The 14,268-nt window shown below is 62.3% G+C and carries 5 protein-coding genes; 2 read left to right on the forward strand and 3 right to left on the reverse strand.

Annotation, left to right across the window (positions count from 1 at the left end):
* A partial coding sequence (locus tag PQR67_RS34625) for a porin (protein WP_408467301.1) occupies positions 1–1,097 on the reverse strand: 1,097 nt, incomplete at its 3' end.
* Between the two features lie 150 nt (positions 1,098–1,247).
* Entirely contained in the window at positions 1,248–2,963 is a 1,716-nt protein-coding gene (locus PQR67_RS34630; protein ID WP_408467302.1) for an FAD-dependent monooxygenase, read from the reverse strand.
* A gap of 96 nt (positions 2,964–3,059) precedes the next feature.
* Here PQR67_RS34630 and PQR67_RS34635 point away from each other — a divergent pair, with 96 nt between their 5' ends.
* Positions 3,060–3,974, forward strand: a complete 915-nt coding sequence (locus tag PQR67_RS34635; protein WP_408467303.1) for a LysR family transcriptional regulator — start codon at positions 3,060–3,062, stop codon at positions 3,972–3,974.
* Between the two features lie 14 nt (positions 3,975–3,988).
* Here PQR67_RS34635 and PQR67_RS34640 read toward each other — a convergent pair whose 3' ends face one another.
* Complete coding sequence (locus PQR67_RS34640) at positions 3,989–4,903, reverse strand: LysR family transcriptional regulator (protein WP_408467304.1); 915 nt, start codon at positions 4,901–4,903, stop codon at positions 3,989–3,991.
* A gap of 882 nt (positions 4,904–5,785) precedes the next feature.
* Here PQR67_RS34640 and PQR67_RS34645 point away from each other — a divergent pair.
* Entirely contained in the window at positions 5,786–14,212 is an 8,427-nt protein-coding gene (locus tag PQR67_RS34645) for a discoidin domain-containing protein (RefSeq protein ID WP_408467305.1), read from the forward strand.
* The last annotated feature ends 56 nt before the right edge of the window (positions 14,213–14,268 follow it).

The following is a 14,268-nucleotide window of genomic DNA, read 5'->3' on the forward strand; positions in this document are numbered from 1 at the left end:
CCGAGTTGGCCGACACCCGCTGCGGGCGTTGCGCCTGGGCCACCGGCACTCAACGTGTAGTGCGCTTTGGCACTATTGAACAGATACCCGCTTTGCAGATAGACGCTGGTCTGTTTGGAGAGCAGATAGGTACCACGCAAAGCGGCCGACGTGGCACGCGTGTCCTGTTGCTTGTCGATGGTGTGATAGACACCGCCGTCCATCACGAAGTAAGGCGTCACGTAGTAGGAACCGGTGAGGTAGAAGATATCCGTGCGCACGTCCCGAGCTGCCGTCTCAACGCGACGACCCAGCCAGCCGCCACCGACTTTCGCTTGCCCCGCCTTGATGTAGCCATTGAGTTGCGTGCGTGCGTCCTTGTCGCTGCTGTTCGTCAAGGCAATCGGTGCCAGGCCATTGAAGAAATTGGCTGCTGCGCCTGGGCCGCCGTGCTGTTCGTCATAGGAGGCGGCCACGCCGAACGCACTGGCGTCGTAGCGCAGCATCGCGGACCATTGGCGGCACGCCTGCGAATTGCCCGGGATCGATCCCGCACAGGTCCCTTGTCCAGGTGAGTTGCCGGTGCCGCTCGAGTCGCGTCCGAACGAATACGTCGCGCCGACCGTCACGCCGTAGAACGTGCCTTTATAGGCCACCGTGTTGTCGCTGCGTGAGTTGGGAATATAGGCGTCGAGGCCACCCACGCCACCGTAGATATCCGGACCCAGAATGTCGGAATCGGTGATGGCCCAAAAACTCATGGTGTACTGGCGCCCAAAGGTCAATGCACCGTACCGACTGGACAATCCTACCCATGCCTGACGTCCAAATAGCCGGCCGCCCTGATTCATGTCACCTGCACGAGTATTGAAGCCATTTTCCAACACGAAGATGGCCGCGAGCCCGCTGCCTAGATCCTCCTTGCCGCGCAAGCCCCAGCGAGACGGCACGGAGCCGGTAATGCCGGGCATCCGAATCACCTTATCGCCTGCGGCATTCGCATGAGTGACGAGCTCGATACCGGTGTCGAGAATCCCGTAGAGCGTCACGCTGCTTTGCGCGAACACGGGACCGCTGATGGCGAGCATGACCGCCGCTGCAATAGTTGTGTATTTCATGTCTCCAGACCTGATATTTTATTTTCTTCGACTGAATTGCGCTTTACATGACGTCAGTAATCGTCATGATTCGTCCCGCTTTGGCGTTGCAAATAGAGTGACCAGTACTGCGAATTGATTGGTGTGGACCATCAATCCAGCCAGGACCTCTCAGGCGACCAGAGGACGTACCGGGGCTGAGATGGTGCCGATGTCCGTGGGCAGGTGCCCTACTGCCCTGAGCGCCACCGTTTCAAAGCCGCGATTCAGCACATCGCCACGCCAGGCGACATGCTGGTCGGGGCGGATCAGTACGAACCTGGCCTGATAGAGCTCCGCGACGGCTGCTTCGCCGACGTGCACGACGGCGAGTTGAGGCAGCGCTGCGCCGGCGCGTTGCAGCGCCAGTTGCTGTTCGTCGCTGAATCCGCCCGCTCCCGTGCAAAGCAGCGTGAAACCGCTGCCAAAGCGGTCATATAAGGAACGACCGTCGGCGAGCCATGCGTGTGGCGCACGATGGCCCGGCCGTGCGCATGGCACATACAGGTTGGCCGGGTCCGGAGAAGCAGGGCCTGCTTCAACCTCGAGGAGCGGAGACGACTCGTAGCGTGTCCCAAGATGAACACCCGGAATCACGAACTCCGAAGTCGCATGGAACATCAGGTAGTCACCGAATGCCGTGCGCGCGGAGTTGCCAGCGGGGCCGGACTCATACACTTCACGAGGCACACGCAGGTGGCCGATACTATCGGCAAAGCCGCGTGCAAATGCCGTGTTTCTCAGCGCAGCGGGACGACGCTCCGCTTCATAGCTCGCCCCCAGCGCCTGGCCGGCGTGGCCCTTGATCATGGCTTCGAGCTTCCATGCGAGATTGGCGGCATCGTCGATGCCGGTGTTGTAACCGAGGCCGCCAGTCGGCGTAAACAGGTGCGCGGCGTCGCCCGCAAGAAACACCCGTCCAGCCTGAAACTGTTCCGCCACCAGCGTGAACCCCGCAGTCCATGTCGAACTGCTCTTCAGTTCGAAAGGAATATCGGTGCCGATTGCTTCGGCAATCCTCTGCCGCACGCTGTCGTCGTCGGGGCGTTCATCGTCGCGCATCTGCACGTTCATGATGAAATGACCGTGGCCGTCAACGGCGATGATGAGGGCGCGCTGTTTGGGGCTGAAGGTCCAGTATTGCCAGGCGGGTGCGTGCGGGCTCACGCGATAGAGGTCGGGTGCGTAGAAATAGACGGCGTCCATCTGGCCGCCCATGAATTCCCGCTTCTCGCCGGCCACACCTTCATAGCGGATACCGAGCGATTTGCGCACGAAACTGCGTGGACCATCGCAACCGATCAGGTAGCGCGCGGTGACGGTGCGGGTTTCGGCAGCACGCTCGGCAGTGGCCTCGAACTCGACGGTTGCAGTGACCCTGTCGTCGCTTTGGGAGATATCGACCACACGCGTGCTGAATTGCACCCGGCAGCGGGCATGACTGCGCGCCGCTTCAAGCAGAACCGGCTCGACATACAGTTGCGAACAGCGATGCGGTGGCTCGGGCGTTGCCCAGGTGAACGAATGTGCCTTCGCCCATTCCACCGCGTCCTGCGATGCGGGTTGATGAAGCCGGGCCAATTCGTGACCCGTAATCGACGTGAAGTACGCAACGTCCGGCGCATAGTCGCGCGGCAGCCCCAGCGAGCGGATTGCGGCAGAAATGCCGATGCGGCGGAAATGCTCCATCGTGCGTGCGCTGTTGGCATTGGCGGCGGGATGGGTGCTGGTGCCGGGTTTCGCATCGAATACCTCGACACTGATGCCGCGCTGGCCGAGCTCAGCGGCCAGAAACAAACCTACCGGGCCACCGCCCACGATGATCACGTCGCAGTCCACCACATCCATCTCCTGATTCTTTTAAAGTGTGGATGCGACGTTAAACGCTGGCGGGCTATAAATCTATACAATGGATTTCATACCCACCATGAAACAGGTGCATAGATGCAACCGCCCGATCTGAATTTCCTGTACGTGCTTCAGGCCCTTGCTGATGAACGAAGCGTGTCGCGGGCTGCCGATCGACTCGGGCTTACGCAACCGGCAGTCAGTCATGCATTAGGGAAATTGCGGACTCTGTTTCAGGACGATCTGTTCGTCCGTGCCGGACCGGTTATGGCTCCGACCCCTGTTGGCGAGCAGCTGATCGAAGGCGTCGCGCGCGTATTGGCTATGGTGCAGCAGGAAATCTGGAGCACGAAAGCGTTTGACGCCGCGACCACGGAACGTACATTCTCTGTATGCCTAAGTGACATGGGCATGATCGTGATACTGCCGCAGCTCCTGGCAGCGTTCCGTGAGCGGGCGCCACTTGCGACGCTAAAGCCGATCCAGCTGCCGTCGATGGAACTGGCGGGCGCACTACAGGATGGTAAGGTCGATCTGGCAATCGGCTATCTAGGCAAACTCGGTGACAATCTGCATCAGCAGTCGCTGTTTCGCCGCTCGCTGGTCGGCATCGTCAAGGCTGGCACCAAACGCAAGAAGATCAGCATGACGCTCGAGCAATTCGTTGAGCGAAAGCATGTTGTCGCCGGCACCCTGGCGCTGACCAACCAGTTGTTGGAGAGGGAGTTGCGCCAGCATGGCGCGCGTTTGAAAGTGGGCGTAGAAGTGCCTTTTCTGCTGGCTGTCCCGAACCTCGTCGCCATGTCCGATTTCATCGCAGCCGTGCCCGACGAACTCGCAACCCTGTTCGCGAGGCTTGCAAATGTTGAAGTGTTTCCCCTGCCGATCAAGCTTCCCGACCTTACCGTTCAACAATTCTGGCACGCCCGCTTTCACAACGACGCAGGGCATCGTTGGCTCCGAGGTGTCGTTGCGGAAACGCTAGGACAGGGTTGGAGAGATCAGGCCTAGCGCTCGCCGTCGCCTTATCGAATGGCCCACGGCGGATGTGGATTGAATGCGTCGAGAAGGAAATCAGTCATGACCCGCACCTTCGCCGGGGGAGCCCGATCCGGCGCGCGAACGAGGTGTATGCCGCCGAGGTCCGCGGTGCGAACTTCGAGCGTAATCTGCTCCAGTGCGCCTTGCCGGATTGCATCGGCAACGATGAACTCGGGCTCGTAAAGAACGCCGAGACCGGCAACGGCTGCTGCAACGAGTGCATCGCCGTTATTGGCCCGCATGGTTCCCTTGACGACCACATGCTTGTCCCCATCCTTGCCGAACCGCCATTCGTCGGGCCGCGAGATGTTGGAGAACGTAACGCTCAGGCAATTGTGGCCACCCAGTTCGGACCAGCGTTTCGGGCGCCCGTGCCGGGCCCAGTAGCCCGGAGCTGCACAGACAATCATCGCGCTCTCCGCGAGCCTGCGTGAGACGAGACGACTGTCCTTCAGACGCCCAACCCGGATCGTCAGATCCCAGCCCTCTTCCATGAGATCGACGACGCGATCGTTCAGCCCGAGGTCGATGGTGACCCCGGGATGCTTGTTTCTGAAGGCAGGAATCAGCGGCGCGATGTAGCGAACACCAAACGAAAGTGGCGAATTCAGACGCAGCAATCCGCTCGCCTCCACGCGCTGGGACGCGATCGTCGCCTCCGCTTCTTCCAGATCGGGCAGGAGGCGGGCACAGGTTTCCAGATACTGCTGTCCCGCCTCGGTGAGCGTGAGCTTGCGCGTGCTGCGGTGAAACAGACGCACGCCCAGCCGGTGCTCCACCGCATCCAGATGCTTGGTCGCCATGGCGGGCGACAGGCCGAGTTGCCGGGCGGCTGCGGAGAGGCTTCCGGCAGTAGCTGCACGGGAGAACACCTGCATTCCCGTAAGACGGTCGAGCATTGTGATTTCTCGCTGTGGTTAAAAACTGAATCGACGAATATGCATGTTATCGCCTAAAAAGTGCAACTGTATCCTTGCGCCGTAATGTTCGAACCAGCCTGCGTGCGCCAGCAAACGGATGCTTCTGAAGTTGGCGCTTCCATTCAGTGAGCGGGGTCGGATGCACATCGAACTGCTGCGCCAGTCAGTGCCACCTTTGCCTTGAACGCCGCTAAGGGCGTCCGCGAGGCTCAGATTCAAGCAGTTCCACGAATCGCCCTGTCCGAATTTTTGACGCCACCTCTAGACGGTCTGGCGTAGCTTTGTGCTGCTCATTTGTTCGGTAGTGAACATTTTATCATTGGTTTTCGGGGAATTTTTTTGCTGAGAAGGTCGAATCCGCGTTTTTGATGTGACGAATCGGCAATCGGAGCGCCTCGGTTATGACTTGTTGTTGCCGCTGAGTGGCCAGCGTCGATTCGGCTTGAACGAGCCGAATAGTATTGAAATTTATGAATTTGTTGTGAAATAAATGGTGCGTGAGAGAAGTTTCGGCATTTGATATTCGCGCTGCTGGTCGGGAAATGTAGGGTTTACCCCAATCAAGATATACATAGTCGAGGCCGTCATATCATTTGTTCGTAAATGATCATTTAATCAGCGGTAAGGCCGTAAGTCGAATGGAAGCGCAAACGTTAGCCACAAAGAATTATGGCGACCGTCGCGCGATTCAATCCGCTGTGGAAGGCCCCCATGTCAGGCGAATAACGGGGTCGATGTTGCGGGTTGGCTAGTTTTGGCCCACAGGTGCCGTCGAGCAACGCACCGAGGCGGGCAACATTGAATTGCGCGCTGCTCGCGGCGAAGCAAAACCACACACGCTCGAAAAAACAGGATTTCGCCATGCGCGATCGCGTTTGGAAGGTTACGGGGCAGCTTGCCGGTTTGTTTGCTTTGCTGTGGGTCTTGCTGGTGTTCGCCGCAGTTCATGCAGTCGCGAGTGACGATCTGCCGGCATCGAACCGCATCAGGATCAATCTGGGGCAGACGCCCTGGCGGTACGTCAAGGACGTCGACGATCCTGGTTCGATGCAGCCGGGTTTCGACGACTCGGGTTGGCAATCGGTGGGCGTGCCGCAAACGCCGTCCGACAACGACACTTTCATCAACACGAAATCCGGTGGCGACCAGTTGTACCTGACGGGCAACATCAACTGGTACCGCAAACACTTCACCGTGGATCCGTCCTACGCGAACCGCAAAATATTCGTCGAGTTCGAGGGCGCACACACGGGGGCACAGGTCTACATCAATGGCCAGTTCATTCCCGGCAACAGCCTGATCAACCCCAAAGCCACTCACGTGATCGGCTTCGTTCCGTTCATCGTCGACATCACGCCTTACGTGAAATTCGACGGGACGGATAACGTGATGGCGGTGAAGGTTGCGCGCGGCGACAGCTTCTTCGAGTCGCCGAGTTTTTCGGGCGCCTTCCGCTTTGGTCAGGACGATACCGGTCTGTTCCGGCCCGTGTGGATGTACATCACGGACAAGGTTCACATTCCGGAGAATGTCTATGCAGTCCTTGGCACCTGGGGAACTTATGTCTCCACGGTCGCCGCGAGTACCGCTTCGGCCACGATCCGTGTACAGACCAACGTGCTGAACGAATATCCGACGGACCAGCAGGTGACGTTGACGACGCAGATCGTGAACGCCAGCGGTAACGTCGTGGCAACTGCCCAGGATACCAGTACGGTGCCGGCCAATGTGCCGCCGGGTTTGCATCCGGGCCTCTTCGATCAGGTGTTGACTGTCGCGAACCCGACCCTCTGGTTTCCGAATAACAGTGTCTTCGGCAGTCCATATCTGTATCACGTGATTCACTTGGTCAGCGTCGGCGGCACCGTCGTGGATTCCACGGAGACTCCGCTCGGCATTCGCACGATCACTTGGGACCAGAACTTTCCGATCATTAACGGCCACCCGCACTATCTGTGGGGAGCCTCCGGGCGCTACGACTACCCGGCGCTCGGATCGGCTGTGCCGGAAGAGCTGCAATGGCGCGATCTGAACCTGCTCGCGCAGGCGGGCGGCAGCCTCTACCGGCCCGGCCACTCCAGCCAGGGCCCGGAATTCCTCGACGCCGCGGACGCCTACGGCGTGATGATGATTCAACCCAGCGGCGACGGCGAGAACGGATTTTCGATCCTCTGCACGAGCACGGTCACGACGGGCTGCACGACGGCTGACAACGTGGAGCTGAAGAAGGAGCTGCACCGGGACATGATCGTGCACGATCGCAATCATCCCTCGGTGCTGGCATGGGAAGCCGACAACGGCTCGACCGATACATCGCTCGCGCAATCCCTGAAGGCTTTGTCGCAAGTGTGGGATCCGATTCTCACGCGCGCCCAGGCCGACCGCATGCCGAACCCGCTTAACGGCGACATCCTCGGCTGCAGCGGCGAAGGGTGTGACATCAATGTCAAACAAACCTATCCGGATTCGCCTGCGTGGGGGTCCGAATATTGGGGGGACGGCGTCGGCCGCGCGCTGTATGACTATGAGCTCGCGTTTGCCGCGCCTTACCTGAACGATTGGGTGCACAGCGTGGCCGGCAAGTCGTTCGGCATCGCGCACTGGTACCTGGCCGATACGCCAGGTGAAATCAACCAGCAGATCGATGGTCCCGGCTCGCCGCAAGGAAACGCGAACGGCACCACCCCGGAGATGGTGCGCGGCAATGGCGCATCGATGATGGATGCCAACCGCATTCCACGCCTGCTTTACTACATCTATGAAGCGGCCTGGACGCCGTTCCAGATCAAGCCGGTGGTCAAACTCGCCTACCACTGGAACCGTTCTGCTGCTGGCCCCGTGACCGTCAATGCGTTCAGCAATTGCGCCACGGTGCGGCTGCTGCTCAACGGCCAGCCGGTTGGCCCCGACCAGACTCCGAACCCGCCGACGTCGGACCCGAGGGCAGACCTGAGCGAGAACACGACGCTGCTGCCGGCCCAGGTGCACTGGAATAACGTCGCGTGGGCACCCGGCACGCTGCTGGCTGAATGTCTGGACGGCAATGGCCAGGTCGCCGCGACGGACACCCAGGTGACGGCTGGTCCGGCCGACCATATCGTGCTCACGGTCGAGCCCGAACTCGTCAAGCCGGACGGCGAGGTTTTCGCGCTCACGGCCAACGGTACGGACGCGGCCCTCGTGACGGCGACCGTGGTGGATGCGAACAACGTTCGCGTGCCTGACGCGAGCCCGATCATTACTTTCAACGTCAGTGGCCCCGGTACCTACCGCGGCGGCTCCGACCACCTGGTCACGGCGAACCAGCCGCTTGGTTACCATGCGCCTGGCGATCCTAACTTGTCGGCTGAAGGTGGCCTGACCCGAATCGCAGTCAAGACGCAGTTCATGCCCGGCACGGTCACCGTGACGGCAAGCGCGCCTGGCCTCGGTGGCGGCACGACCACGTTCAACGTATTGCCGACCGGCAGCCAGCAGGTGTTCAACGGCGATGCCCTGGTTATCGGTCCGCAACAGGCGAGCAGTCTGCAGATCATCACACAGCCGCTCAGCCAGACGGCCGCCGTGGGGCAAACGGCGCAGTTCACCGTGCTCACGGCCGGCGCTTCGCCGAACTTCCAATGGATGAAGAATGGCGTGCCGATCGCCGGTGCGACCAGCTTTACCTACACGACGCCGGCTGTTCTGAGCGGCGACAACGGCGCAAGCTTCAGCGTCGACGTGAGCAACGCCAGCGGCAGCATCACGTCGAGTGCGGCAATCCTGACGGTGGTGGCGCCGGCGGTGCCGACCATCGTCACGCCTCCCGCGCCGCAAAGCATCACGAGCGGGCAGGGGGCTGAATTCACCGTGGCGGCGGCCGGCTCGCCAGTGCTGACCTATCAGTGGCTGAAGAACGGCGCCGCCATCCCGGGCGCGACGCAAGCGGTGTACGACACGCCGATCATGCAGACGTCGGACAGTGGCACGGTGTATAGCGTCGTCGTGACCAATAGCGCAGGTACGGTCACGTCGGGCAGCGCCACCTTGACGGTGGGCGCCGCGACCCTGCCGTCCATCCTCTCGCAACCGCGCAGCCAGAGCGTGCCGGTTGGCCAGAGCGTGACCTTTAACGTGCTGGCCAGCGGCTCGGCACCCCTCCAATACACGTGGACGAGAGACGGCACGCCAGTCGGCACGAACGCCTCAAGCATCGTCATTGCATCGACGCAGAACGGCGACGCCGGCAGCTACGTTGTCACGGTTACCAATAGTGCCGGTAGTGTCACGAGTACACCGGCCACGCTCGCCGTAAGCGGCGGCGGTGATACCAACCTGGCGCTGGGTGCGAAGGCTACGGCCAGCAGCGAGCAAAATGCAGGCCTTTCGGCGAGCCTTGCCGTGGACGGCAGCTTCACGTCGCGCTGGTCATCCGCACCAGGTATCGACCCGTCCTGGATCGAACTCGATCTCGGTTCCGTGCAGACCTTCGACGAGGTCGCGCTGGCGTGGGAGAACGCCTTCGCCAGGGCCTACCAGATCCAGGTGTCCAACGACAACCAGAACTGGACGACTGTCTTTACGCAGAACGCAGGCGTGGGCGGTACCGAGACGATCAGCTTCCCGAGCACCTCGGCCCGCTACGTGCGCATGTACGGCACGCAGCGCGCGACGGACTACGGCTATTCACTGTTCGAGTTCGAAGTTTTCGACGCACCGCAATGCGGCAGCGCAGCCGAGCGCTATACGCCGCTGGGCGCGGCGCCTGGTCAGTACACATCGACCATTCCGGGGCTGCCGTCCGGGCCGAACGTCCCGACCGTGCGTGACAATCTGAGCGGTCTGGTCTGGCAGCAGTTCCAGACGACTTTCCCGGCCCAGGGCGCGCAGTTCACGCAGACAATCGCCGCGCAATACTGCGCGTCGGTCGGCATGCGTCTGCCCACGCAGAACGAAGCGTTGACCGTGGCCCGCTCCAACTACGGCGCATGTGCGTTTCCGGCCCCGTGGGGTACGTGGACGACAACCGGCGTGCCGAACGATCCGACCAACGCGTACCTCGTGTTTTCGTCGGGCCAGTCGGTACCGGGCATCATCAACAACACGCCGGGTTGGGCGCTGTGCGTCGCGGGCACATCCGCCGCTGCCCCTGTGATTGCCGCGCAGCCGGGCAGCCAGAGTGTGGCCCAGGGCCAGACGGCCCAGTTCACGGTGGGCGTCACGGGCACCGGTCCGTTCAGCTTCAATTGGCTGAAGAACGGCACGCCGGTTGCCATCACGACCACACCGGTCTACACCACGCCGGCAACGGTAGCGGCCGATAGCGGCGCAGTGTTCACCGTTGTCATCGCCAACGGCGGCGGCAGCGTTACCAGCGCGCCTGCAACGTTGACGGTGACCGCGGCAATCGACACCGGCACGGGCACGGGAGATGGCGGCAATCCGGTCACCGGCGGCAATCCGGGAGATGGCGGTAATCCGGGCGCTGGTGCGCCGGCCGCCGGCAACCCCGTGCCGAGCGCCAACCTTGCAATCGGCCATGTCGCGACGTCGAGCGGTGTGGAAGGCGACGCGTTCCTGCCGGCAGCGGCTGTGGATGGCAACGACGCTACGCGCTGGTCATCGTCGTTCGTCGACCCGTCATGGATCCAGGTGGATCTGGGCTCGGCGCAGACGTTTGATCGCGTCGTGCTGCGCTGGCAGGACTCGTATGCCGTCGCGTACCAGATTCAGGTATCGAATGACGAGGGTGACAACAAGAACTGGACGACGGTCTACTCGCAGGCGACCGGCAAGGGCGGCACCGAGGACCTCCGCTTTACGGCCACCACGGCCCGCTATGTGCGGATGTTCGGTACGCAGCGAGCCACGCAGTTCGGCTACTCGCTGTTCGAGTTCGGCGTGTACAACACCGCGACCACGCCGCAATACGCGGTCACGGCGAGCGCGAGCGGTAACGGCGCGATCACGCCGGCCGGCACGACCCAGGTGTTCCAGGGCGGTCCACAGACGTACTCGTTCACGCCGGCGGCAGGCTTCGCGGTCACGGGCGTGCAGGTGGACGGCAGCAGCATCGGGCTGGTCAACAGTTACACGTTCGACGACGTGCTGGCGCCGCACACGATCAGCGTGACGTTCGGACCGAGTTCGGCCGCGGCGAATCTCGCACTCGGCGCGAAGGCGAGCGCAAGCGGTCTCGAAGCCGATGCGTATCCGGCGTCGGCCGCGGTGGACGGCAATCTGGCTACGCGCTGGTCGTCGGCCTTCGTCGACCCGTCGTGGATCCAGCTCGATCTCGGTTCGGTGCAGACGTTCAACCGTGTGATTCTGTTCTGGCAGGACGCGTTCGGCGTGGCCTATCAGATCCAGACCTCGAACGACGGGCAGAACTGGACGCCGGTGTTTACGCAGACTGCCGGCAAGGGCGGCACCGAAGACCTGTCGTTCCCGACCGTCAGCGCACGCTATGTGCGGATGTTCGGCACGCAGCGCAATACGGCGTATGGCTACTCGTTGTGGGAGTTCCAGGTGTACAACATGCCGGTGGCGCCGGCGATCACCGCGCAGCCGGCGGCCGTCACGGTGAATCAGGGCGATCCCGCGCAGTTCGCGGTGGTGGCGAGCGGTACCGCACCGCTCAGCTATCAGTGGCTGAAGAACGGCACGCCAGTGGCGACGACGACAACGCCGTCCTATACGACGCCGCCGACGGTGGCGGGCGATAGCGGCGCGACGTTCAGCGTGATCGTCAGCAACGCTGCGGGCAGCGTGACAAGTACCGGCGTGACGCTGTCAGTCAACGCGCCGCCGGGCAGCGCGAACGACGGCACTGGACAGGACACCGGCGGTGGCACGGCCGGAACGGCCGGCGCGAATCTGGCGCTGGGCAAAGTCGCCACCACGAGCGGCGTGCAGGGCGACGGTTACAACGCAGCGAACGCGGTCGACGGAAACCTCGGCTCGCGCTGGTCGTCGGACTTTAACGACAACGCGTGGCTCACGGTCGACCTCGGTCAGCCGATGCGCTTCGACCGCGTCGTGCTGCGCTGGGAGAACGCGTACGGCAAGTCCTATCTGATTCAGGCGTCGAACGACAACCAGACGTGGACGACCGTCTCGACGCGCGATGCAGGCGCGGGCGGCACGGAAGATCTGCCGGTGGTGGCCACGACCGCGCGTTACGTTCGCATGCAAGGTGTGCAGCGTGCCACGCAGTACGGGTACTCGCTGTTCGAGTTCGAGATCTACAACTCGGCTGCGACACCCGCCGTCACGATCGCCGCGAGCAGCGGTCCGAACGGCGCGATCAGCCCGTCGGGCAGCGTGAGCGTGGGTGAAGCGGGAACGCAGACCTTCACGGCGGTGCCGGCGGCCGGTTTTGCCGTAGGCGCATTGACCGTGGACGGCCAGTCGCAGGGTGTGCAGTCGACCTACACCTTCACTAACGCGACCGCGCCGCACAGCATCAGCGTGAGCTTCGTACCGCTCGCGGCAGGCACGAACCTGGCGCTGCACAAGACGGCGACCGCCAGCGGCCTCGAAGCGGATGCGTATCCGGCGTCGGCAGCAGTGGATGGCGATGCGGCTACCCGCTGGTCGTCGGCTTTTGTCGACCCGTCGTGGATCTCAGTCGACCTCGGTACGCGGCAGACCTTCGATCGCGTCGTGCTGAACTGGGAAAACGCGCATGCGGTGGCGTATCAGATCCAGACCTCCGACGATAACCAGAACTGGACGACGGTGCTCACCCAGACCGCGGGCCAGGGGGGGATCGAAGACCTGAAGCTGCCGGCACCCGCGGCCGGACGTTATGTCCGCATGTTTGCGACGCAGCGCTCGACGCCGTACGGTGATTCGCTGTACGAATTCGAGGTGTACAACACTGCGGCAGGGACGTCGGCGGCGGCGAGCTTCATCGAGCAGCTGGCCGACCAGACAGTACCGGCCGGACAAAACGGCCACTTCGCGGTGATTGCGTCGGGCAGCGGTCCGTTCAGCTATCAGTGGCGCCGCAACGGGACGCCGGTCAGCGGTGCGACGGCCCGCACGTACGACACGGCGGCCACGACGAATAGCGATGACGGCTCGGTGTACAGCGTCGTGGTCACCGGGCCGAACGGCCCGATCACGTCGAACGACGCCAGGCTCAGTGTGGACAGCACGATACCGAACTACACGGTGACGCCGGGCTTCGTCGGCGTTGATCTGCTCAACAACACCAAGGGTGCGTTCACCGACGACCAGGTGTATGTGGAGATCATCGGACGCGACCCGCAGAACGGCGGCAGGTTCGTGTGGCTCAAGCCGGATGGCACGATGGTGCCGATGGCCCTGTCGGACAACGACGCGCCGGGTCACCTGAGCACCGCTGGCCAGAACTACAGCAACTACGCCTTCACACTCGCGCAGGCCAAAACGCTGCAGTTCCCGCACGTGTCGTCGGCTCGCATGTTCGTGTCGCTCGGCAGTCCGCTCTTCATCAAGGTGCTGGACGATGCGAACGGCAATGTCGCATTTGCCGGGCCGAATCCGCAGAACCTGACCGATCCGAACGTCAATGTCGTTTTCGACTGGATCGAATTCGACAACGGTGGCGACACGCTCTTCATCAACACGACGCAGGTGGACGAGTTCGGCATACCGCTGGTCGAGGACATTTACGGCATGAATCACACCACGCACATGCAAACAGGCACCACGCTGAGCAGTGCGGAAATCTTCGCGGCCTACGCGCGGGAAGTGCCGCCGGAGTTCCAGTCCCTGTCGGCTTCGAAGATCCGCATCATGGCGCCGGCCAAGGGCAGTTTCGGCGCGGGGCAAGCGAACGGCAATTACTTCGACGGCTACGTGAATCAGATGTGGCAGCTCTATGCGAACCAGGATCTGGTGCTGAACCTGTTCAGCAATAGCCGGCGCTTTGTCGGCAGGACGCAGGGTGATCAACTGGTATTCACGGAAGTCGACCTGAGCAACGGCGCCTTCGTCGGCGGGACGTATAGCGTCAGCAAGCCTTCCACGCAGGACGTATTGCTCGGGGCCGGCACGCTTGCCACCGGTGACTCGGTCACCCTGCAGATCGAAGCGCAGATCTGCGCGGCGCTCAACCGTCACGTGATGGAAGACGTAAACAAATGGGCGGTGCCGACCGCCTGGTGGAGCCAGTCGCCGACCAACGAGTACGCCCGCTTCTTCCATGACCACAGCGTCAGCGGACTCGCGTACGGATTCGCCTACGACGACGTGTCGAACGGCAGCTCGTCGATCGTCGCGCAGAAGCCTGAGCACATGGTTCTGGGTATCGGCTGGTGATGCCCGGCTGAGGGTTTGTTGCAAGCGCAACGGGCGCCCGCACGGCGGGCGCTCAC

The sequence above is a fragment of the Paraburkholderia fungorum genome, assembly GCF_046026025.1.
GTDB lineage: Bacteria > Pseudomonadota > Gammaproteobacteria > Burkholderiales > Burkholderiaceae > Paraburkholderia > Paraburkholderia fungorum_E.